Annotated in this window: 21 protein-coding genes and 1 pseudogene; 12 read left to right on the forward strand and 10 right to left on the reverse strand. The window is 33.4% G+C overall.

Features of this window, described 5'->3' with window-relative positions:
- Together ABJD66_RS12235 and ABJD66_RS12240 are read right to left on the reverse strand one after the other, a co-directional pair.
- A pseudogene (locus tag ABJD66_RS12235) lies at nt 1–868 on the reverse strand (bifunctional phosphoribosylaminoimidazolecarboxamide formyltransferase/IMP cyclohydrolase PurH); the annotation flags it as partial.
- Between the two features lie 95 nt (nt 869–963).
- The gene (locus ABJD66_RS12240; RefSeq protein ID WP_348131998.1) at nt 964–1416 is read right to left on the reverse strand and encodes a GAF domain-containing protein; all 453 of its coding nucleotides are present in this window, start codon (nt 1414–1416) and stop codon (nt 964–966) included.
- A 176-nt stretch (nt 1417–1592) separates the two neighbouring features.
- Here ABJD66_RS12240 and ABJD66_RS12245 point away from each other — a divergent pair, with 176 nt between their 5' ends.
- The 3 genes from ABJD66_RS12245 to ABJD66_RS12255 all read left to right on the forward strand — a co-directional run bounded on the left by ABJD66_RS12245 (nt 1593) and on the right by ABJD66_RS12255 (nt 4728).
- Nucleotides 1593–1997 carry a hypothetical protein gene (locus ABJD66_RS12245; protein ID WP_100894918.1) on the forward strand — a complete coding sequence of 135 codons (405 nt, stop codon included), beginning with the start codon at nt 1593–1595 and terminating at the stop codon, nt 1995–1997.
- A 115-nt stretch (nt 1998–2112) separates the two neighbouring features.
- On the forward strand, nt 2113–4362 hold the full coding sequence (locus tag ABJD66_RS12250) for a TonB-dependent receptor (RefSeq protein WP_348132001.1): 2250 nt from the start codon (nt 2113–2115) through the stop codon (nt 4360–4362).
- Between the two features lie 12 nt (nt 4363–4374).
- Complete coding sequence (locus ABJD66_RS12255) at nt 4375–4728, forward strand: heavy-metal-associated domain-containing protein (RefSeq protein ID WP_100894920.1); 354 nt, start codon at nt 4375–4377, stop codon at nt 4726–4728.
- A 74-nt stretch (nt 4729–4802) separates the two neighbouring features.
- Here the strand turns inward: ABJD66_RS12255 and groL are convergent, their stop codons facing one another.
- The 7 genes from groL to miaB form a co-directional block, all read right to left on the reverse strand.
- Complete coding sequence (gene groL / locus ABJD66_RS12260) at nt 4803–6434, reverse strand: chaperonin GroEL (protein ID WP_100894921.1); 1632 nt, start codon at nt 6432–6434, stop codon at nt 4803–4805.
- Nucleotides 6435–6542: 108 nt separating this feature from the next.
- Nucleotides 6543–6821, reverse strand: coding sequence for a co-chaperone GroES (locus ABJD66_RS12265; RefSeq protein ID WP_100894922.1), 279 nt, complete (start codon nt 6819–6821; stop codon nt 6543–6545).
- A 139-nt stretch (nt 6822–6960) separates the two neighbouring features.
- Entirely contained in the window at nt 6961–7311 is a 351-nt protein-coding gene (gene secG / locus ABJD66_RS12270; protein ID WP_100894923.1) for a preprotein translocase subunit SecG, read from the reverse strand.
- A gap of 3 nt (nt 7312–7314) precedes the next feature.
- Nucleotides 7315–8337, reverse strand: coding sequence for a hypothetical protein (locus tag ABJD66_RS12275; protein ID WP_348132008.1), 1023 nt, complete (start codon nt 8335–8337; stop codon nt 7315–7317).
- A 4-nt stretch (nt 8338–8341) separates the two neighbouring features.
- Nucleotides 8342–8872: an LptE family protein gene (locus ABJD66_RS12280; RefSeq protein ID WP_100894924.1), complete on the reverse strand. Its 531-nt coding sequence runs from the start codon at nt 8870–8872 to the stop codon at nt 8342–8344.
- Between the two features lie 4 nt (nt 8873–8876).
- Nucleotides 8877–10157 (reverse strand): sigma-54 dependent transcriptional regulator, encoded by a 1281-nt coding sequence (locus ABJD66_RS12285; protein WP_100894925.1) that lies wholly within the window; start codon nt 10155–10157, stop codon nt 8877–8879.
- Nucleotides 10158–10161: 4 nt separating this feature from the next.
- Nucleotides 10162–11604, reverse strand: a complete 1443-nt coding sequence (gene miaB / locus ABJD66_RS12290; protein WP_100894926.1) for a tRNA (N6-isopentenyl adenosine(37)-C2)-methylthiotransferase MiaB — start codon at nt 11602–11604, stop codon at nt 10162–10164.
- Between the two features lie 142 nt (nt 11605–11746).
- Here miaB and ABJD66_RS12295 point away from each other — a divergent pair, with 142 nt between their 5' ends.
- The 9 genes from ABJD66_RS12295 (at nt 11747) to ABJD66_RS12335 (ending at nt 23559) form a co-directional block, all read left to right on the forward strand.
- Nucleotides 11747–12511 (forward strand): hypothetical protein, encoded by a 765-nt coding sequence (locus ABJD66_RS12295; RefSeq protein WP_348132013.1) that lies wholly within the window; start codon nt 11747–11749, stop codon nt 12509–12511.
- A gap of 62 nt (nt 12512–12573) precedes the next feature.
- The gene (locus tag ABJD66_RS12300; RefSeq protein ID WP_348132016.1) at nt 12574–13806 is read left to right on the forward strand and encodes a hypothetical protein; all 1233 of its coding nucleotides are present in this window, start codon (nt 12574–12576) and stop codon (nt 13804–13806) included.
- A 118-nt stretch (nt 13807–13924) separates the two neighbouring features.
- Nucleotides 13925–16441, forward strand: a complete 2517-nt coding sequence (gene topA / locus ABJD66_RS12305) for a type I DNA topoisomerase (RefSeq protein WP_100894928.1) — start codon at nt 13925–13927, stop codon at nt 16439–16441.
- A gap of 6 nt (nt 16442–16447) precedes the next feature.
- Nucleotides 16448–17605: a formimidoylglutamase gene (locus ABJD66_RS12310; protein WP_100894929.1), complete on the forward strand. Its 1158-nt coding sequence runs from the start codon at nt 16448–16450 to the stop codon at nt 17603–17605.
- A gap of 114 nt (nt 17606–17719) precedes the next feature.
- Nucleotides 17720–19078, forward strand: a complete 1359-nt coding sequence (gene gldK, locus ABJD66_RS12315) for a gliding motility lipoprotein GldK (protein WP_100894930.1) — start codon at nt 17720–17722, stop codon at nt 19076–19078.
- 63 nt (nt 19079–19141) lie between these two features.
- A complete protein-coding gene (gldL, locus tag ABJD66_RS12320) occupies nt 19142–19795 on the forward strand; it encodes a gliding motility protein GldL (RefSeq protein WP_100894931.1) in 654 nt (217 codons plus the stop codon).
- A 53-nt stretch (nt 19796–19848) separates the two neighbouring features.
- Complete coding sequence (gene gldM / locus ABJD66_RS12325; RefSeq protein ID WP_303543142.1) at nt 19849–21408, forward strand: gliding motility protein GldM; 1560 nt, start codon at nt 19849–19851, stop codon at nt 21406–21408.
- Nucleotides 21409–21486: 78 nt separating this feature from the next.
- On the forward strand, nt 21487–22386 hold the full coding sequence (gene gldN / locus ABJD66_RS12330) for a gliding motility protein GldN (RefSeq protein ID WP_100894933.1): 900 nt from the start codon (nt 21487–21489) through the stop codon (nt 22384–22386).
- A 108-nt stretch (nt 22387–22494) separates the two neighbouring features.
- The gene (locus ABJD66_RS12335; protein WP_348132022.1) at nt 22495–23559 is read left to right on the forward strand and encodes an FAD-dependent oxidoreductase; all 1065 of its coding nucleotides are present in this window, start codon (nt 22495–22497) and stop codon (nt 23557–23559) included.
- Here ABJD66_RS12335 and ABJD66_RS12340 read toward each other — a convergent pair.
- Nucleotides 23540–23941 (reverse strand): DUF983 domain-containing protein, encoded by a 402-nt coding sequence (locus tag ABJD66_RS12340; protein ID WP_100894935.1) that lies wholly within the window; start codon nt 23939–23941, stop codon nt 23540–23542. The genes ABJD66_RS12335 and ABJD66_RS12340 overlap by 20 nt on opposite strands.
- Nucleotides 23942–23967 lie beyond the last annotated feature (26 nt).

The raw sequence follows: 23967 nt of genomic DNA on the forward strand, positions 1-23967 counted from the left end.
CTACATAAGCTTGGTGTAGTGTTTCTCTAGAAGCTAAACCACAAGCGTTGTTGTGCTTTAATATTGCAAACGTAGGTTCATCATTTTTAAATTCACCCATTAGGTTTACGGCAGCATCTACATCTAATAAGTTGTTGTAGCTTAATTCTTTACCGTGTAGTTTGTTAAACATTGCTTCAAAATCTCCGTAAAAGAATCCTTTTTGGTGCGGATTTTCTCCGTAACGTAAAGCCTTGCCGTTAGTTTCGCTAATTTTTAAAACAGTTTCTTCTTGCTCTTTATTAAAGTAGTTAAAAATAGCAGTATCGTAATGAGAAGATACATTAAAAGATTTGGCAGCAAAACGCTTACGATCTTCTAAAGTAGTTGTGCCATTACCCGTAGTAATTATATCTAAAACTTCACTGTAATCTTCCATAGAAGAAACACAAAGTACATCTTTAAAGTTTTTAGCAGCGGCTCTAATTAAAGAAATACCACCTATATCAATTTTTTCAATAATATCTTGCTCTGGTGCACCACTAGCAACAGTTTTTTCAAAAGGATATAAATCTACAATTACAATATCTAACTGAGGAATGTCAAATTCAGCTAACTGAGCCTGGTCATTCTCGTTTTCTTGTCTATTTAAAATACCACCAAAAACTTTAGGGTGCAAGGTCTTTACACGTCCTCCTAAAATAGATGGGTAGCTAGTTACATCTTCTACAGGTATAACATTAATTCCTAAATCTTTAATAAATTTTTCTGTGCCTCCAGTAGAGTAAATTGTTATTCCAAGTTCGTTAAACTTTTTTACTAAAGGTTCTAAACCGTCTTTGTGAAAAACAGAAATTAATGCTGATGTAGCTTTTTTTGTGGTACTCATTTTATGTGCTTATTGTTAAAAGATTGAATAAGGACACAAAAGTAATTTTTTTGCGATTAAGAACGGCAATGGTTTATCAACAAAAACACAAAGTTTTAAAGAATTTTAGCAACTTCTTCACATATAAACTCTAAAAAGTCTTCATCTTCTTTAGAAAAAGGATCTGGAGTGCCAGAATCTATGTCTATTTGCCCTACGTTTTCTCCATTAACAAAAATAGGAATTACTATTTCTGCTTTTACACTTATGCTGCAAGCAATATAGTTGTCTTGTGCTTGTACATCCGGAACAACAAAATTTTCATTAGATACAGCAACTTGTCCGCAAATACCTTTTCCAAACGGTATAATTACATGGTCTGTTGGTTCGCCAACATAAGGACCTAGCTTAAGTTCGTTTTTATCACCATTTTTAAAATAAAAACCTACCCAATTGTAATACGGTACGTTTTCTTCTAGTAGCTCGCAAATAGCCAAAAGAGTCTGGTCTTTATTGCCTTTGTTGTTTTCTATAATAGTTAAAACTGATGGTTTAAGCTCTTGTAACATTGTGATGTTCTATAAGTTTTATGCAAAAATAAATCTTAATTTTTGAATTTGCATTATTATTTGTTTGAATAAAGTCGATGATGAATAACAAAACTAACTTAGTACACAACATTTAATACTACTTTGGCAACCAAAACTGTGTAAATAAAACTTTTTTAGCTACTTTTGATGTTGTAATGAAACAATTAGTACATAAAATAACAACTATAGCACTTGCATTATTAGTGCTGCTTTCTACAGTATCTTTTGCTGTAGAAAAACATTTTTGTTGTGGCGAGTTAGTTTCTGTGTCTGTATATCCAGAAGATTTTGGATGTGGAGAAAGCGCTTTTTTAACCGTAAATAATATTACTGAAAATAATTGTTGTACGGGTATTTTAGAGGCAGTAAAGGGTCAGGATAGGTTAACTATTGCTTCAGACAAAAACGAAAAAGTAATAACAAAATATGTTATTACTTCCATTTCTTATTCAGCTCCTAGTACTGAAATTGTATTTCATCAAAAAGCTAGGTTTGTAAAGTATGTGCCGCCACTTTTGGTACAAGATGTGCAAGTAGCGCATCAGGTTTTTAGAATTTGATTTTTTTATTGGTTTATGTTTTACTACGCATATTGCTTCAATAGCAATTGTGAAGAGGGTTTATGTTGTGTAAACTTTAAAAATATGTTTCAATGATTAAAAATCAATTTTAAAAATGCAAAAAATAGTTTTTATTCTTCTTGTGTTGCCACTTTTTGTATTATCGCAAGGGCGTGTAACGGGTACAATATTTGAAGAAACAGCTAAAGGAGAAACACTGCCTTTAACAGGTGCAAATGTATATTGGCATAATACCAGTGTTGGTGTTATTACAGATATAGATGGTGGTTTTTCTATTCCATATAAAAAAGAATATTCTAAATTAATAATAAGTTATGTTGGTTTTAAGACCGATACACTTACTGTTACTAAACCGGGTAAAATTACCCATAATCTGCAATCAACTAGTACATTAGATGAGGTTACAATTACCGCAAAAAAAGAAGCTACAACCAAATTGTATTTAAAAGCAGAGAATACAATGGTTGTTGGTAGTGATGAGTTGCTAAAGGCTGCTTGCTGTAACTTGTCTGAGAGTTTTGAAACTAACCCGTCTATAGATGTAAATTTTGCAGATGCAGTTTTTGGCACCAGGCAAATTAAAATGTTGGGTTTAACAAGTCCTTATATATTAATAGCTACAGAGAACATACCATCTGTACGTGGAGCGTCACAAGCATATGGGTTAAGTTTTATACCTGGTACTTGGGTAGAAAGTATACAAATTACCAAAGGTATGGGTAGTGTAATAAATGGGTATGAGAGTATAGCAGGACAAATAAATGCTGAGCTTAAAAAACCTTTTGAGGATGATGCCTTGTTTGTAAATGTTTACGGAGCAAGTAGTGAGCGTTTTGAAGTTAATACACACCTAAATACTAGAATAGGGGATAAGTGGAGTACGGGTTTGTATATACACGGTAATAGTCACGATAAAAAACATGATGTTAATAATGATGGCTTTATGGATATGCCTATCTACAATCAAATTAATATCATGAATAGGTGGCAGTATATAGATGTAGAAAAAGGATTTGCTACTTTTTTTAATTTTAAATATTTAAATGATGAAAAGCAAACAGGGGAGTTAAATTTTGATCCGGGTACAGACAAGTTAACTACTAATGCTTGGGGGAGCGAAATTAATACAGAGCGAGCTGAGTTTTCTGCAAAGTTTGGTTATGTTAACCCAGAATTACCTTGGCAGGTTTTAGGAGCACAGTTTGCAGCAAGTAACCACAAACAAGACTCTTACTTTGGTTTAAACATATATGATATTGAGCATACCAGTGTGTATTCTAATGTAAATTACAACTCTATAATTGGGGACTCTAGACATAAAGTAAAAACTGGGATTAATTTTACGTATGATAAATATGATGAGTTAGTTTTGGAAGATAACTATGCGCGAATAGATAATTCTGTTGGTGGTTATTTTGAGTATGGTTATGATAATTTAGAGAAGCTAAATATAACAGCAGGTGTGCGTGTAGATAACCATAATAGGCTTGGCTTTTTTGTGACTCCACGAGTACATTTACGTTATTCTCCTTGGGAAAAATCAGCCCTAAGAGCTTCTTTTGGAAGAGGTAAGCGTACTGCTAATATTTTTGCAGAAAACCAGCGTATGTTTGCTACAGGTAGAACAATTAAGATTGATGATGATGGTGGTAATATATATGGTTTAGATCCGGAAATTGCTTGGAATTACGGAGTGTCTTTTTTGCAAGGCTTTAATTTGTTTGATAAAAAAGGTGATATTTCTGTAGATTTTTACAGAACAGATTTTGAGAATCAGATAGTTGTAGATTGGGAAAATCCACAAGAAGTTAGTTTTTATAATTTAGAAGGTGATAGTTATGCAAATAGTTTTCAGACAGAATTAAATTATGAGGTGTTTAGTAATTTTGATTTGCGAGTAGCTTATAAATTATATGATATAAAAACACAATACAAGTCTGCAAAGTTAGAAAGGTCTTTAACGCCAAAGCATAGGTTTTTTGCTAATGCATCATATAAAACAAAAGGACATGGTTTTATTAAAAAGTGGAAGTTTGATACTACTTTTAATTGGTTAGGTACGCAACGTTTTTCATCTACTTCTAGTAGTGCAGAAGAATATCAATTACCAGCTTACTCACCAAGAGTAGCTACTTTAAATGCGCAAATAACAAAAGTGTTTTCTTCTAAATTTGAAGTTTATGTAGGAGGTGAAAATATAACTAACGTTAGGCAAAATATGCCAATTGTAGGAGCTAATGATCCTTTTGGCTCTAATTTTGATACTACATTTGTATACGGGCCGGTTTTTGGAAGTATGTATTATGCAGGTTTACGATTTAAATTAAATAAGTTTAAAAAATAAAATATAAAAATTATGAAAAAAATAGCTGTTATAGTAATGATGTTGTTTGCTTATGTTTCTTTTGGGCAAAATAAAAATGCAAAAGGAAGTTTAGAAGTAAATGGTGTTTGCCAAATGTGTAAAGACCGTATAGAAAAAGCTTGTATAAAAACCAAAGGTGTAAAAAGTGCTATTTGGAATGTAAAAACTCATGAGCTTAAAGTTATTTTTGACGAACGAAAAACTAACTTAGATTCTATAGAAAGTAGTGTTGCGGCTGTAGGTCATGATACTAAAAATTTAAAAGCTCCAGATGATGTATACAACAGCTTGCATGCGTGTTGTTTTTATAGGGATAAAGAAGTTCAAGATGATCATAAAGAGTAGTTGTAATACTCTAAAAAAACAAAACGCTCCAATTAAAATTGGAGCGTTTTTAGTATTCTTAAGTTTATAAAAGATTACATCATACCTGGCATACCACCACCCATTGGAGGTGCAGCAGCTGGTGTGTCTTCTTTAATATCTGTTAAAGCACACTCTGTAGTTAAGATCATACCAGAAACAGAAGCAGCATTTTCTAATGCAACTCTAGTTACTTTTTTAGGATCTATAATACCTGCTTTAAGCATATCTGTGTAAGTTTCTGATTTAGCGTCGTAACCAAAATCTCCTTTACCTTCAATAACTTTAGCAACAACAACAGAACCTTCTCCGCCAGCATTTTCTACAATTGTACGTAATGGAGCTTCTATAGCTCTAGCAACAATTTGTAAACCAGTTTCTTCGTCTGCATTTTCTGCTTTTATTTTAGATAAAACAGCCTTAGCTCTAACTAAAGCAACACCACCACCAGCAACAATACCTTCTTCTACGGCAGCTCTTGTAGCGTGTAATGCATCATCAACTCTATCTTTTTTCTCTTTCATCTCTACCTCAGAGGCAGCACCAACATAAAGTACAGCAACACCACCAGCTAATTTAGCTAAACGCTCCTGTAGTTTTTCTTTGTCGTAGTCAGATGTAGTAGTCTCTATCTGAGATTTGATCTGATTAACTCTTGTGCTTATTGTAGCAGCATCACCAGAACCATTTACTATTGTAGTGTTGTCTTTATCTATAGCAACTTTTTCACAAGTACCAAGCATATCTAAAGTAGCGCTTTCTAAAGAGAAACCTCTTTCTTCAGAGATAACTGTACCGCCAGTTAAAATTGCAATATCTTCTAACATTGCTTTACGTCTATCTCCAAAACCAGGAGCTTTAACTGCAGCAATTTTTAAAGATCCACGTAACTTGTTTACTACTAAAGTAGCTAAAGCTTCACCGTCTACATCTTCAGAGATAATTAATAAAGGCTTACCAGATTGAGCAACTGGCTCTAATACAGGTAAAAGATCTTTCATTGCAGATATTTTTTTATCAAACAATAAAATATAAGGGTTTTCTAATTCTGCAACCATCTTTTCAGAATCTGTTACAAAGTAAGGAGAAAGGTAACCTCTGTCAAACTGCATACCTTCTACAACATCTACATAAGTATCTGTTCCTTTAGCCTCTTCTACAGTAATAACGCCTTCTTTACCAACTTTGCCAAAAGCTTGTGCAATTAGTTCACCAATAGTTTCGTCATTATTTGCAGAGATAGATGCAACTTGTTTAATTTTGTCTGAAGAATCACCAACTTTTTTAGATTGCTTAGCAAGGTCTTCTACAATAGCTTCAACAGCCTTGTCTATACCTCTTTTTAAATCCATTGGGTTTGCACCAGCAGCAACATTTTTAAGTCCTTCTTTTACTATAGATTGTGCTAAAACTGTAGCGGTAGTTGTACCATCACCAGCTAAATCATTAGTTTTAGAAGCAACTTCTTTAACCATTTGTGCCCCCATATTTTCTAAAGGATCTGCAAGCTCTATTTCTTTAGCTACAGATACACCATCTTTAGTTACGGTTGGTGCTCCAAAAGATTTGCTAATAATTACATTTCTTCCTTTAGGGCCTAATGTTACTTTTACTGCGTTAGCTAAAGCATCTACACCTCTTTTAAGGCCGTCTCTAGCTTCAATGTCAAATTTAATATCTTTTGCCATCTTTTATTATGTGTTTTTAAGTTTTGCTATTAGCTTTTGGCTAATAACATAAGTTTGATTATTAATTAAGAGCTAAGAGTCATTACAGACAAATAGCAAATAGCTATATTAGATAATAGCTAAAATGTCGCTTTCTCTCATCATTAAATAGTCAGAACCTTCTAACTTTAATTCTGTACCGGCATACTTACCGTAAAGTACAGTATCACCAATTTGTACAGTTATTTTCTCGTCTTTAGTTCCCGGGCCAACAGCAACTACTTTACCTTGTTGAGGTTTTTCTTTAGCAGTGTCTGGAATTATTAATCCAGAAGCCGTTTTAGTTTCTGCTGCCATCGGTTCAATTAGCACTCTATCTGCCAATGGTTTAATGTTAACTTTAGCCATATTTTATGATTTTTTAATATTAATTTTTCTGGTGTTATATAGGCAGAAATTGTGCCATAGCGTAAAACTGACAAGTTGTAAAACAAAAAATGCCAGCTTGTCATAAGCTGGCATTTTTAATATATTTTAAGGGTATGTTTTACTTAATGCTGTCCATTAAGTTAGTGTCTGTACCTTCAGGAGCAGCTGTATCTGTAGCAGCAGGAGCTTCTGTATTTGTTTCTTGTAATAATTTAGAATCTGAGTTAGTACCCTTACCAGGTAATGCAACGTTAGACATTAAAATTAGTATAACTAATAAAGCAGCTAAAGTCCAAGTACTTTTATCTAAAAAATCTCCAGTCTTTTTAACACCACCAACTACTTGGTTTCCACCGCCGCCAAAAGAAGAAGATAATCCGCCACCTTTTGGGTTTTGTACCATAATTACTAACATTAGTAAAAGCGATACTATAATAATAAGAACTAAAAATATTGTAAACGTACTCATCTGTTATATGTTTTCTTTTTGAATTTTTTCTACCGATTTTATTCGGTTTGCAAAGAAACTACTTTTTTCTGGATATTTCAAACTTAAAATCCTATAAGCTTGAATTGCTTTTTTGTATTTTTTTTGTTCTAAATACACCTTAGCAAGTGTTTCGGTCATTAACTCGTCTTTATTAAGTTTTACCGAACTAGAAATATCTACTTTAGTTTCTATATTTTTTGCAGGTTTAATTTTAGGGTTTGTCTTTATAAACTTGTCTATAAGGTCAAACTTTTTATTTTTTTTTTGCTTTACTTCTTCAACAATTACTGGTTCCTCTTTTATTTCTTCTTCAATTTTATCCTCTTCATCCTCTGGTTTGGGGGAGGTAAGTTGTAGCCATTGAGTAAAAGAATGTTTTTCTTTTTTTGTAAAGTTAAGAGGCTCACCAATATTTAGTTTTTCGCTTTCGGTTTTTTCTGTCAGTAGAAGTTCTGTAGTTTCTTCTGTTCTGTTTTTTAGAGCATCTTCCTGAGCTTTAACTTCTAACTCATCAATATCATTAGGAGTTTCTAATTTTTCAACAGCAACAGCAACAGCAATAGCTTCTTCTTCTTTGATTACCTCTTTAGTCTCAAAAAGGGCATCATCTAAAATCTTTTCAGCATCATCTATGTTTTGTGGTAAAGGCTTGTCTTCGCTTTCTTCTAACATATTTGGCGGAGATGCCACTTCTTCAGAAACTACATTTAGTTTTTTGAGATTAGCGTTTTCTCTAATCTCTTTAATTGTTGCAGTATTATTTAGAAATTCCGGAGACGTTATAAAATCGAATAAAACATCCCTGTTGGTAGTGTGTGCAGCTGTTACTTTTAAAGCATTATTGTATTTAAAACTATTGGTGTTTTTAAGGCCTTTTAAATGAATAGCGTGCGCAGCCTGAAAATAAGGGTAGTCTGTAATAATCTCTTCTAGCTGGTTTATTTGAGCTACAGAGTTAATGCTTTCTGGTTGTTGTAATAAATGTGTAAAATCTGTTATTTTCATAAAACTACCAGTCTGCTAAAGATTTGCTAAAAATATCCTGTGTAATACGCTCAAAAATTTCAGCGTGTGCTTCAGCCTTTACAGAAGCCAATAAAGAGTTTGCAGGGTAATCATAAAAGAATGAAAAACGCTGTTCAAAGTCTGAGTCTTCTTTTGTTTTATTGTAAAAACGTACATTAACCGTCATAGTTAATCTGTTTTGTGCCGCTGTTTGTGCTGCTGTAGCTGTCATTGGAGAAATACGGTATTCTACAATTTCACCTTCGTATACTAAATCTCCGTTAGATGTAGTTAAACTTACGCTTGTTTGACTTCCTATTAAATCTTGCAGTGCATTTGTAAAATTCCTATCCAGTCCAGGTTCTACAGTAGAACCTGCACTTTGCGATGCGTAGTTTTGAAAAAAGTTTACCTGGAAAGATTTAGCATCACCAACGCTACCACCTGTAAAATTGTAACCAACACTTTTTAGTCCGCATGCTTGTACTGTGCAAACAATAATTAGTAAAGCAAGTATGTTTTTTATGTTTTTCATCTAGTTATAAATCAAACTGTTTTATTTTTCTATATAAAGTACGCTCAGAAATACCTAGCTCGGCAGCAGCAGCTTTTCTTTTTCCTCGATTTCTTTCTAAAGATTTTTTAATAAGTTCTATTTCTTTGTCTTGTAAAGATAGGGTTTCTTCCTCTTCTATTTCTTCTGCAAAATGGTATTTGTCATCTAGTGGTGTTACAGGAGATATAACCTCTTCTCTTTCTCTGCTAGGGTTGGGTAAGTGTAAAATTTCTGAAGGAGAACTTTCTGCCTCTTCATAGTCATCTTCTTCGTGGTCCCCGTATATTTTCTGAATTAAGTGCTCGTTTTCTTCTTGTACTTTTTCACTATCGTTATTTTTCATTAACTCTAGCGTTAGCTTTTTAAGGTCGTTAAGATCTGCTTTCATATCAAAAAGAACTTTGTATAAAATTTCCCTTTCGTTGCTAAAGTCGCTCTCTTTTTTTTCTTGATTTACAACGGCAGGTAAATTTGTGTTACCACCGTTTGGTAAGTAAGAGTGTAGGGTAGCAGCAGAAATATTACGATCTGATTCTAAAACGGAAACTTGTTCGGCAACATTTCGTAATTGTCTAATGTTACCTGCCCAACGGTATTTTTGTAGTATTTGCACAGCATCATCAGATAAACGTATTGTAGGCATTTTGTATTTCTGACTAAAATCTGATGCAAATTTTCTAAACAATAAGTGAATGTCTTCTAAACGCTCGCGCAAAGGCGGTAGATTTATTTCTACAGTACTTAATCTGTAATACAAGTCTTCTCTAAATCTATTTTTTTTAATGGCTTCAAACATATTTACGTTTGTTGCGGCAACAATACGTACATTGGTTTTTTGCGTTTGTGAAGAACCAACTTTTAAAAATTCACCATTTTCAAGTACACGTAACAGGCGTACTTGTGTTGTTAAAGGTAGTTCACCAACTTCGTCTAAAAAAATGGTACCACCATCTGCAACCTCAAAATACCCTTTACGGGTTGTTGTAGCACCTGTAAAAGCACCTTTTTCATGACCAAAAAGTTCACTGTCTATTGTGCCTTCTGGTATGGCGCCACAGTTAACAGCAATATATTTTGCGTGTTTTCTATGTGATAATGAGTGTATTATTTTGGGAATAGCTTCTTTACCAACACCACTTTCACCGGTAACTAATACAGAGATATCTGTAGGGGCAACTTGTATTGCTTTTTCTATGGCTCTATTAAGTTGTACATCGTTTCCAATGATCTCAAACCTTTGTTTTATTGCTTGTATAGATTCCATTTTGTTATTTTTTTACAATACTACCTAAAAGGGTTCCTGTGGTGCAATCTTCAATTTTTACGCTTATAAATTGTCCTACTTGACTAATACCATCTTTTGGAAAAACAACAACGGCATTTTGCGAGTTCCTACCCATCCAATGTTCTGTAGATCTTTTAGATTCGCCTTCAATTAAAACTTCATCAATTTTACCTAAACGTTGCTGTAACCTGTAACCAGAGTGCTGCCTTTGTAATGCTATAATTTCTGCAAGCCTCCTTTTTTTGTCCGCTTCTGGCACGTCATCTTCTAATTTACGAGCGGCCATAGTTCCTGGTCTTTCAGAGTAAGAATACATATAACCAAAGTCATACTTTACATATTCTAGTAAAGAAAGAGTGTCCTTGTGGTCGTCTTCGGTTTCTGTTGGGAAACCAGCAATCATATCCTGAGAAATAGCACAATCAGGAATAATTTTTCTAATGTTGTCTATTAAGGTAAAATATTCTTCTCTTGTGTGTAGGCGGTTCATAGCTTTTAAAACTCTATCACTTCCGCTTTGTACAGGTAGGTGTATGTGGTTGCAAATATTATCATATTTGGCCATTGTTTTAATAACATCTAAAGTTAAATCTTGTGGATTAGAAGTAGAAAAACGAATTCTCATTTCTGGTTGCGCTATTGCTGTCATTTCTAATAAATTAGAAAAATTAACAGCAGTTGCTTTTTGCATATCTGTAGCTTGGTCAAAATCTTTTTTCAATCCGCCACCATACCATAGGTAGCTATCTACATTCTGACCTAAAAGTGTAATTTCTTTGTAACCTCTGTTCCAAAGGTCGTTTACTTCTTCTAAAATAGATTGTGGCTCTCTACTACGTTCTCTACCGCGAGTAAAAGGAACAACGCAAAAAGTACACATATTATCGCAACCACGAGTAATAGATACGTAAGCAGAAATTCCGTTTGTATTTAAACGTACAGGAGCTACATCGCCATAAGTTTCTTCTTTAGATAGGATAACGTTTATAGCATTACGGCCTTCATCTACTTCTTTTATTAAATTTGGTAAATCTTTGTAGGCATCTGGACCTACAACCATATCTACAATTTTTTCTTCTTCTAAAAACTGACTCTTTAAACGCTCTGCCATACATCCTAAAACCCCAACTTTTAAGTGAGGCCTAGTTCTTTTAACAGCGTTAAATTTTTGTAAACGCTTGCGTATGGTAAGTTCTGCTTTTTCTCTAATAGAGCAGGTGTTTACTAAAACAAGGTCTGCATCTTCTAAAGTTTGTGTGGTGTTAAAACCTTCTTTTGCTAAAATAGATGCTACAATTTCACTATCAGAAAAATTCATAGCACACCCATAACTTTCTATGTATAGTTTACGTGTATTGTCTTTTTGGTTTTCTAATGTTAAAGAATTACCCTGTATTGTTTCGTCTATTACCTTCTCTTCTGCCATATCTAAATCTACTACTAGCTTGTAAAAGCACAAAGATAGTACTAAATCTAAAAAAGTGACAATTTGACAGTTAAATTTAATTAATTTTTAGCGGTAAAATCGCAGTTAAGTTTATTTTTGCTTTTTTAAACAAATTTTAGATATGAATTATTACGATGTAGAGGGGAAAATAATTACAAAACCAGCATTAGATTTTGGTACTCTTTTTAATAAAGGTATAGAGTTATTTAAAGTGGTTTGGTTGCCAGGCTTTGTTACGGTGCTGTTTAGTACATTGTTAACATTATTGCTTGTTTTAGTTATGTACACGCCTTTAATAGCACTTGGTATTTTAAATGCAGAAGCATTTGAAAGACAAGACCCGCCTGTTATTTATACTTTTTTTTCAATGGTTATAATGCCAATTATTATGATGTGTATTTTTGCTGTAAACCTGTTACTAATGGCTGGTTTTTATAGAATATGCAGGGCTAAAGATGCAAAACTAAACACAGGTGGTCATTTTTACTACTTTAAAAAACAATATATGATTAAAGCTTTTATTTTGGCTTCAATAACTATTGGTTTAGCTACATTAGGTATGCTTGCTTGTGGTTTAGGCTTAATTTATTTAGGTGTGCCATTGGCTTTGTTTCCTGTGTTTTTAGCTTTTGAAGAAGAATTGTCTGCTGTAGAAATAGTAAAAGCTAGTTTTGCTTTAGGTAATAAAAATTGGTTGGTGCTTTTTGGAGTTATCTTTGTAATGGGGTTAATAGCACAACTTGGTGTAATATTATGTGTAGTAGGAATTTTGTTTACAGCAATGCTTGCTAGAATTCCTATTTATTATGCTTATAAAGACGGTGTAGGTTTTAAAGATGATGATACCGAAGATAGGTTAAAAGCGCTTGCTTCATCAGATTTGTAAGTTGTTACGCAACCCTTATGTTTGTTCTGTATCTGTTTTGTAACAACCAAAAAGATATAAGAATGAAAAATCATTTTATTTTATTACTAGCATTAGCAGCTGTTTTTATTAGCTGTACAGATGATGTAGATGATAGTAAGTACGCAGATTTTCTAGTGGCAAAACCATTAAAAATTAGTCTGTCTGAGTTTGAAAGCGGTGGAAGTATTGTTGCGCCAAAACCTATTGAAGAATCGGGTAAAATTTATGCATACAATAATTATATTTTTATAAATGATAAATATAAGGGAGTACACGTAATAGATAATAAAAACCCAGAACAACCTAATAAAATAGCTTTTATAAGTATAATAGGTAATGTAGATATTTCTGTTAAAGACAATTATTTATATGCTGATAGTTTAGGGGATTTGTTAGTTTTTGATATTTCTAATAAAGATAATATTAAGCTCGTAAATAGGTTAAAAAATGTATTAAGAGATAATATTGTTTGGCCGGCAGCAGATATTTATGATTGGGAAAATGTTGGTGCTGCAGATGAAATTTTAGTGGGCTGGGAGGTAGTTACAGAACGCAGACTAAAAAAAGAAGTAAATGTTTGGTTTGAGAATGGGACGCTTAATAATACCACAGATGCAGGTAATGTAGGTCAGGGAGGATCTTTAGCTCGTTTTAAAATTGTAGCAGATTACTTGTATGCGGTAGACAATCACTCTATAAATGTATTTGACCTACAAGATTTAGAAAACCCTAAAGATTTAGAAGATATTTACGCTGGGTTTGATATTGAAACTATTTTTAACAAAGGGAATCATTTATTTTTAGGAAGTAGAAGCGGAATGTATATCTATGATATTTCTACGCCACAAACACCGGCATTTGTGTCGGAGTTTCAGCACGGTACTGCTTGTGACCCTGTTGTTGTAGATGGTAATTACGCATACGTAACTTTACGTGGTGGTAATACTTGTGGGGCAACAGAAAGTGGTTTGTATATTATAGATATAAGTACTATTGCAGATCCGGTTTTAACAAAACAATACCCTCTAGATGGTCCTTATGGTCTAGGTATAAAAGGAGATAGACTTTTTATATGCGATGGGAATTCGGGTTTAAAAGTATATGATAAAACAGATGTAAATAATTTAAAAGAGGTAAATCATTTTAAAGATATTGTAACTTTTGATGTTATTCCTAGAGAAGAAAACTTACTTATGGTTGGTGATAATGTGTTGTATCAATATAAATATTTAGAAAATAACATAAGCTTGTTAAGTAGCTTACATCTAGATTAATTTATACCTTAAAAAGACAAAAGACTGCTAATTTTAGCGGTCTTTTTTTGTTGGTTTCTACCTTATAACGTATTAAATAAAAAAATTGCTATACTTTTGTATAACCAAAAACCATAAAATGGCGAAGAATTTAGTAATTGTAGAGTCACCTGCAAAAGCAAAAACAATAGAGAAATTTTTAGGAAAAGATTATAAGGTAGAGTCGAGCTTTGGACACATAGCAGATTTGCCATCTAAAGAATTAGGGGTAGATGTAGATAATGACTTTACGCCTAAATATGTAGTAGATAGTGAAAAGAAAAAACTTGTAAAAAAACTTAAAGATTTAGCAGATAAAGCAGAAGTTATATGGCTTGCGAGTGATGAGGATCGCGAGGGAGAGGCTATTTCTTGGCATTTGGCAGAAGAGTTAAAATTAGACAAGAGTAAAACAAGAAGAATTGTTTTTAACTCTATAACAAAGTCTGCAATACAAAAGGCAATAGAAAACCCAAGAGAAATAAATTACAACTTGGTAAATGCACAGCAGGCACGTAGAGTTTTAGATAGATTGGTTGGTTACGAGCTATCTCCGGTTCTTTGGAAAAAAATAAAACCAGGTCTTTCTGCTGGTCGTGTACAGTCTGTAGCAGTTAGGTTAATTGTAGAAAGAGAGAGGTCTATTGAAGCTTTTACGCCAGAAGCTTCATTTAGAGTTGTTGCCGAATTTAAAACAGAATCAGGTAGTAGCTTTTCAGCAAAAATTAACAAAACATTCCCTAGTAAAAAAGCAGCTCAAGATTTTTTAAATAAAAATATTGGCGCAAATTTTTCTATAGCAAATTTAGATAAAAAACCAGCAAAAAAATCTCCGGCAGCACCGTTTACAACATCTACCTTACAACAAGAGGCAGCACGTAAATTGTATTTTTCTGTGGGTAGAACAATGCAGGTAGCACAACGTTTGTACGAGGCAGGTTTAATAACCTATATGAGAACAGATAGTGTAAACCTATCTAAAGAGGCATTAGATGCAGCTAAGGAAGCAATTGTAGAAAACTACGGTAAAGAATATAGTGAGGTGCGTAATTATGTAGGTAAAACCAAAGGTGCACAAGAAGCACATGAGGCGGTTAGACCTACAGATATGAAAAGGCAATCACCGTCTTTGGAACGTGACCAAGCAAGGTTGTATGAGCTTATTTGGAAACGAACATTAGCATCACAAATGAGTGATGCGCAGTTAGAGCGTACCAACGTAAAAATAAAAGCAGATAAGCATAAAGAAGAGTTTACTGCAAATGGAGAGGTTATTAAGTTTGATGGTTTTTTAAAGGTATATTTAGAAGGTCATGATGATGAAGAAACAGAGGAGCAAGAAGGTATGTTGCCAGCGATGAAAGTTGGAGAAACATTACTTAATAATTTTATAACAGCAACAGAACGTTTTTCTAGAGCTCCATACAGATTTACTGAAGCATCTTTAGTTAAAAAGTTAGAAGAGTTAGGAATAGGAAGACCATCTACTTATGCACCAACAATTTCTACAATCCAAAACAGAGGCTATGTGGAAAAAGGAACAATAGAAGGTGTAGAGCGTAAGTACACGCAGTTGGTTTTAGAAGCAGATAATCTACAAGAAAAGAACTTAACAGAAACTGTTGGTTCTGATAAAGGTAAAATGGTACCTACAGATATAGGTATAATTGTAACCGACTTTTTAGTAAATCACTTTGAAACTATATTAGACTATAATTTTACAGCTAAGGTAGAAGAAGACTTTGATGAAATTGCAACAGGCGATGAAGACTGGGGTAAAGTAATGAAAGATTTTTATACAGATTTTCATCCAAAGGTTGAAGATGTAGAGCAAAATGCAGATAGGGCTAGTGGTGAACGTATTCTGGGTAAAGATCCAAAAACAGGTAGGCAAGTATCTGTACGTTTAGGCAGGTTTGGGCCAATGGTACAAATAGGTACAGCAGAGGAAGAAGAAAAACCGCAATTTGCAAGCTTATTGCCAGAACACTCTTTAGGTACAATTACTTTTGAAGAGGCAATGGAACTTTTTAAATTACCAAAAGATTTAGGTACTTATGAAGGAGAAGAAGTGTCTGCAAACGTAGGTAGGTTTGGACCTTATGTTAAGTTTGGTAAAAAGTACATTTCTATGGAGAAAGGAGAAAGTGCTTTAGATATAACTAAAGAAAGGGCAATAGAGCTTATTGTAGAAAAGCAAAAAGCAGATGCGCCAATAGCTTCATATGAAGATTTAGAGGTTACCAAAGGTGTAGGTCGTTTTGGTCCGTTTATAAAATGGAACGGAATGTTTATCAATGTAAATAAAAAGTACGACTATGATACACTTTCTTATGAGGATATTGTAGAACTTATTGAAGCTAAAAAACAAAAAGAAATAGATAAGCTTATACAAGAATGGCCAGAAGAAGGCATACGTATAGAAAAAGCTAGATGGGGTAGACACAATGTGTTAAAGGGTAAAATAAAGGTTGAGTTGGCTAAAACAGTAGACGCTACTAAAATTACTTTAGAAGAAGCCCAAGCTATGATAGAAAAGAAAACCCCAAAGAAAAAAACAAAAGCTAAAGCAAAACCTAAGGCTAAAGCAAAAGCAAAACCAAAGACAAAGAAGTAAAAATATATGGCGTTCGATTTTTTGACTCCAGTGGCAGATAAAGTAATAGCTCATTGTGAGTTATTACCGTCGCAAGCATTAGGAAAAAAAATATACAAACACACAAAAAAGGATGGTTTGCCGGTCTTGGCAATGGCATCTATAGCAATAATAGGCGTAAATGAATCTAGAAATGCTTTTGAAAAAAAATCAGAAGCATTAGATTTATCTGGCGTTAGGTTAGAGCTTTACAAGTTAATGGTAGGTAATTGGAATTCTACTATTATAGATCTAGGCGATGTAGAACCCGGAGAAAATGTTAGTGATACTTATTTTGTAGTAAAAGAAGTAATAGCTAGCTTAATTGAAGAAAATATTGTGCCTATAGTAATTGGACCAACACAAGACCTAACATATCCTTGTTACAGGGCTTTTGATGGCCTCCGAAATATGATTAACCTAGTAAATGTAGATAGTAGGTTTGACTTTGGAGATCATGAAGAACTTATCTCTTCTCATTCTTATATGAGTAAAATTATTACAGATAAGCCCAATAATTTATTTAATTTTTCAAATATAGGTTACCAAAGCTATTTTAATTCTCAGGAAGAAATAGATCTAATGGAGCGTCTTTTTTTTGATGCTTATCGTTTAGGAGAGGTAACATCAGACATAACCTTAGTAGAACCAATTCTACGAAATGCACACATTGTTAGTTTAGATGCACGCTCTGTGCGGGCAAGTGAAATGGGTATGTTAAATAATTTTTCTCCAAACGGATTTACAGGAAGAGAAATTTGCGCCATAGCAAGGTATGCAGGTATTAGTGAAAAATTATCTGTCTTTGGTGTTTTTGAGAGCGAGAATTCAAATCAATCTTTTCAGCTCTTAGCCCAGATTATATGGTACTTTATAGAGGGTTATAACTTTAGAGTACAAGAATTACCTTATTTAAATAAAGAAGCATTTACAAAGTATATAGTTCCTTCAGACTTAGAAGAACTAGTTTTTTATAAAAGTAATTTAACAGAAAGGTGGTGGGTAGAAGTACCATCTATTTTAAATTCATATAATAAAAATGAAATGCCTGCGTTATTACCCTGCACCAAGGCGGATTATGTTGAGGCAACCAACCAAAACATTCCAGAAAGGTGGTTTAAGGCATTTAAAAAAGGCCTCAATTAAAAAAATAACAAAATAACGTGTCTTAATACAATATTTCGTTTAAAACGCTGTTTTAATGATTGAATATATATGTTTAAGAACTAAATATCTTAAATCGAAATTTAACCTATAATTATGAAGAAACTATTGTTAATGTCCATGGGATTTGTTCTTTTACTTGGCAGTTGTGGTAAGTCAGGAACAAAAGGAGAATTGGTAGGAGCCCAAGGAAAAAAATGGTATCCGGAGAAACCTTATGGTATGGAATTGATCCCAAGAGGATCTTTTATCATGGGTAAAACAGAAGAAGACCAAGCGCAGGTTTTAAATGCGCCAACTAAAACTGTTACAGTAACTTCTTTTTATATGGATGATACTGAAATAACAAATAGTGAGTATCGTCAGTTTGTAGAATGGGTTAAAGATTCTATTACAAGAACAAAATTGGCAATATTAGCAGATGAGTTAGGCTTAAGCCCAGAAGATGGTGGTATTGGTGATTATGCATTTAAAGATGCAGATACAACTAAAATGTCTGAGTACGATAAGTATATGATGGACAACTATGGTGGTGGTGGCCCATCAGGATATGAAGGTAGAGCCTTAAATAAGCAAGAAAAACTTATTTGGGATACATCTGAATACCCAGACGAGTATTATGTTGAGGTAATGGATAAGTTATACATTCCAGAAGAAGAGGCATATAACGGGCAACGTACTATAGATGTTACACAGCTTAAATATAAGTATAGTTGGATGGACATAGACGCAGCTGCAAGATCTAAAACTGGAAGCAGAAAAGATTTTATTAAGCAGACTGAGTTACCTGTTTACCCAGATACTACAGTATGGATTAAAGATTTTGAATACTCTTATAATGAGCCAATGCACAACGATTATTTTTGGCATGATGCATATAGTGAGTATCCAGTAGTAGGTGTTACTTGGGATCAAGCAACAGCTTTTTGTAACTGGAGAACAAAATTAAAGAACGACGACCAAAAAAGTAGAGGTAAACAGCCAGTTAATAAATTTAGATTGCCTACAGAAGCAGAGTGGGAGTACGCTGCAAGAGGTGGTATAGAAGGTGGTATGTACCCTTGGGGTGGTCCTTATGTAATTAGTGATACTGGTTGCTATATGGCAAACTTTAAACCACAAAGAGGAGATTACGCTGCAGATGCAGCATTGTATACAGTAGAGGCTAAAGCATATGAGCCTAACGACTTTAACTTGTATAATATGGCTGGTAACGTGTCTGAATGGACAAGCTCTAGCTACGATCCAAGTACTTACGATTTTGTTTCTACAATGAACCCTAACGGAGGAGATAGTGGTAACGCAAGAAGAGTAATACGTGGTGGTTCTTGGAAAGATGTTGCTTACTTCTTACAAGTATCTACAAGAGATTATGAATACAGAGATTCTGCCCGTAGTTATATTGGCTTTAGAACTGTACAAGATTACATGGGAGAAGAAGATTCTACCGACTAAAAAACCGAATAAATTTAACCCTAAATACTTATAATTAATAAACCCAAATTAAAATTTAAAATTATGGCACAATCAAAATCAACAAAGAAATTATTTAATATGGCCTATGGCCTTGGAGCATCTGTAGTAATTATTGGTGCACTATTTAAAATCCTTCACTGGGAGTTAGGACCATTAAACGGTGGTGTTTTACTAGCAATTGGTCTTATTACAGAGGCACTTATTTTTGCAATTAGTGCATTTGAACCAATAGAGGATGAGTTAGACTGGTCTTTAGTATACCCAGAATTAGCAGGTGGTCAAGGATCAGCTAAACAAAAGAAAGAAACTTTAGAAGTAAAAGAAACAGAAGCATCTTTATCTAAGAAATTAGACGAAATGTTAAAAGAAGCTGGTGTTGATGCAGAATTAATGGGAAGCCTTGGTAACAGCATTAAAAACTTTGAAGGTGCTGCTAAAGGAATTGCTCCTACTGTAGATGCAATGGAATCTACTAGAAAGTATTCTGATGAAATGGTACAAGCTGCTACGCAGATGGAATCATTAAACAGCTTATACAAAGTGCAATTAGAAAGTGCTAGCAGACAAGCTTCAATTAATGAAGAAGTAGTACAAAACTCTTCAGCATTAAAAGATCAAATGGAATCTTTAGCAACAAACTTATCTTCTTTAAACGGAGTATACGGTGGTATGTTATCAGCAATGAGCAAAAACTAATTAGTTAATACTAATAACCCCAAATCAATTATTAACTAAAATTAGTAGAAAACATGGCAGGAGGAAAACAGTCACCACGTCAGAGAATGGTAAACTTAATGTACTTAGTGTTCATTTGTATGCTGGCGTTAAATATGAGTAAAGAAGTTCTAGCTGCATTCGGCTTAATGAATGTAAAGATGGAAGCTTCTAACAAAAAATCAACAGAAAACAATGTAGCTTTCTTAGAAGGTCTTGGAACAAAGGCAGAAGAGAATGCAGCAAAGTATGCTGAAGATTACAAAAAAGCGCAGCAGGTACAAAAAATATCTCAAGATTATTATGACTATTTAGAAGGTCTTAAAAATGAGATGACTAAGAACGTTGAAGATCCTACAGATTACCAAGTAATGGATAAGTCTGATTACTTAGATCAAAAATTCTTTAGCGGAGAAAACTTAGCAGAAGGTGGTAAGGAGTTCATGAAAAGAATTAACGATTACCGTGAGCAAGTATCTAAGTTAGTACCAGAAAAAATAAAAAGTTCTGTAAAGGCTAGATTTGAAACTGGAGATGCTAATGGTAAAGTAGAGAAGAAAGATAAGACCAAGCAAGATTGGATTAACTATCACTATGAAGGTTTTCCTTTAATAGCTTCTTTAACTAAAATTACAGCTTTACAGTCTGATATTAAGTCTACTGAAGAAGATGCTTTAAAAGCAATGTTAGAAGGTAACTTAACAGATCAGGTTTCTTTAAAGAAATTTAAAACATCACTTTTTGGATCTAAGTCAGCATTTTATGCAGGTGAAAAGTACGATGGTAAAATTATTATCAGCAAAACTGATGATTCTTCTACTCCAGTAAGAGCAGAATTAACATTAGATGGTAGAAAATTAAAAGAAGGTACAGATTATCAGCTTGAAGCTGGAGGTGTTAAAATGTTAATTGGTGCTGGTAACCCAGGAGATCACGAAGTAGCAGGTACACTTTTCTTTAAGCAAGATGGTGAAGAAGTTCCTGTAGAAGTTAAAAATTCTTTTGCAACTATATCTAAGCCAAGTGCAGCATTAATTGCAGCAGATAAGATGAACGTTGTTTACCGTGGTGTTGCTAACCCAATGACAATTTCTATACCTGGTATACCAAATAATAAAGTAAGAGCTTCTGCTCCAGGCTTAAAGTCGGTAAGTGGTAGTAAGTATGTTATGAATCCAGGTTCTGGAAGATCTGTAACTATTAAAGCTTCTGGTACTTTGCCAGATGGTAAAGCAGTTAGTTCTTCATCAGAATTTAGAATTAAAGATATACCAAGTCCAACAGGTTCTATTAGAGGAGAAACTGGTAGCGTTAAAATGCCACGTAAAAACTTAGAAGTATCTACAGTTGGTGCATTATTACAAGATTTTGATTTTGATTTAAATATTGGTGTAAGCGGTTTCAGCTTCAAAGTTCCAGGACAGCCAACAATTAGAGTTAATGGTAGAAAATTAGACAGTAGAGCTAAATCTGCATTAAAAAGAGCAAAAAGAGGTGATATGGTTCAGATATTTAATATCCAAGCTTATATTACAAATAACAAGAGTTATAGATTAAAGAAAGTTTCTAGTGTACTTGTAGAAATTACAAACTAGAATAAATGAAACTAAAAGGTAAGTTGCTATTGTAAAATAGCAACTTACTTATAGCTTCAAAATAAAATTATTTAAATGATGAATTGGAAAAACATTTTAGTAGTAGGTTTAGTAGCAATGTCTTCGATATCTGCTATGGCGCAATCAAATGTATTGAATGCCAAAAAACCAGAAGAAATTGGTATTAAAACAGAAGAACAAATTAAAAAAGATAATGACGGACCATTAAAGTATGGTTATGTAGACGACAGAGATGTTTTATGGTCTACTACTGTATGGGAAGTTATAGATTTAGATGAGCGTGTAAACTTTCCTTTATACTACCCAATTGATACTATAGACATAGGTAAAAACAGAAGATCGTTATACCACGTTTTAATGAAAGGTATTAAGAGTGGAGAATTAGAAGTTTATGCAGATTCTTACTTTACAGAAAAAAGAAAATTAGAAGACTTAAAAGCTTCTATGCAGAAGGTAGATACTACAGATTATGGTTACGACCAATATAATGCAGGAGAAACTGTTTCTGAAGAATATATTAACAAGAGAGATCTTGTTGCAGCAGATTTAGAAGAATACCTAATTAAAGGAATGTGGTATTTTGATAAAAGACAAGGGGAATTAAAATATCGTTTATTAGGTATTGCTCCAGTTGCACCAGATGTTAACTTTATAGATGATGAGTCTGTAGATATAGATGGTAATAAAATTCCTTTATTCTGGGTTTGGTATCCAGATGCTAGAGAATTGTTGCATACAGCAAAAGTGTTTAATCAACGAAACTCTGCAAGTCCAATTTCTTTTGATATGTTGTTAAACTCAAGAAGGTTCCATGCAACTATTTACAAAGAAGAAAATGTACACGGAGATCGTAAAATTAAAGATTACATTTCAGACAACGCATTGTTTCAGTTGCTAGAAGCCAAAAGAATTAAAGAGGTTATTAGAGACAGAGAACAAGATATGTGGAGCTATTAAATTGCTTTAGAATTCCAATTCAAATACAATAAGCAGACTCCCTAGGATTTTATTCCTAGGGAGTTTTTTTATGCATATAAATTAAGCTACTTTATCTACTTTTGTAATATGGTAAATTATGTAGTTGTAGGTCTGGGGTTGGCAGGTATTTCTTTTTGTGAAACACTAGAAAAAAATAATAAAACGTTTAAGGTGGTTGCAGATAACTCACAGACATCTTCTGTAGTTGCAGGTGGTTTGTATAACCCAGTTATTTTAAAACGTTTTACACTTGCCTGGAACGCAAAACAACAATTAGACCTTGCGCTACCCTTTTACAAGGCTTTAGAAGATAAGCTAAAAGTACAGTTAGACTATAAAATACCTGTAATACGTAGGTTTGCTTCTGTAGAGGAGCAAAATATGTGGTTTGAGGCTATGGATAAGCCAAGTCTTAATTACTTTTTATCACCAAAAATTATTCAAAATAAAAATGCCAATATAAATGCAAACTTTGGGTATGGCGAGGTTTTGCATACAGGTAGAATAGATACAAAGGAGCTTTTATCAGCCTATAAAAATTACTTAATTAAAAAAGAAGCTATACTACAAGAAACGTTTGATTTTGATGCTTTACAAATTGAAGAAAACGGAGTTATATACAAAGGTATTAAGGCAGAAAAAATAGTTTTTGCTACTGGTTTTGGATTAAAAAGCAATCCGTTTTTTAATTATTTGCCTTTAAATGGAACAAAGGGAGAGCTTTTAACTATAAAAGCTCCAGATTTGAAAGAGAAAAGTGTTATAAAATCATCTGTCTTTATAATACCTATGGGTAATGATTTGTATAGGGTAGGAGCCACTTATAATAGAGATGACAAAACAAACAACGTATCTGAAACCGCTAAAGAAGAGTTGTTAACCAAATTAAATACCTTTTTAAAATGCAGTTATGAGGTTGTAGACCACAAAGCAGGTGTTAGGCCAACAGTAGCAGATAGAAAACCACTAGTTGGCGAGCATCCAAAGCATAAAAATGTATATGTTTTAAATGGTTTTGGTTCTAGAGGCGTTATGGCAGGACCTTACGCAGCTAAACATCTTTTTAATTTTATAGAAAACAAAGAGTTGCTACCAAAAGAGATAAATTGTAATCGTTTTATTAAAAGATACCTTAATGCTTCTGGCTCTTAAACTTAGCGGCTGCGTTTTTATCATAATGTATAAACATATTTATCCAAATATTACGAGACAATCTCATAATTATTGGCATAAAACCAACTAACGTAGCTACAATACAAATAAAACTTACTAAAAGACTCGTTTCAATAAAAATAAAAGAGATTATAAAAGCAGCAACAGCAAATGCAATACCAACACCATAACTTACGTACATTGCTCCGTAAAAGAACGAAGGCTCCATTTGATATTTGGTACCACAATGAGAACAACGCTCGTGCATATCGTACACATTTGATAAATGGTAAGGGTTTTTATCCTTGTACATGTTCTCTAAGTGACATTTTGGACAAGTTCCTGTTAAAATACTGCTGAGTTTGTTTCCTTTTTTTAACATTTGCAAAAAGTTTTTACAAAAATACT

The sequence above is a fragment of the Cellulophaga sp. genome (assembly GCF_039943695.1).
Classification (GTDB): Bacteria; Bacteroidota; Bacteroidia; order Flavobacteriales; family Flavobacteriaceae; genus Cellulophaga.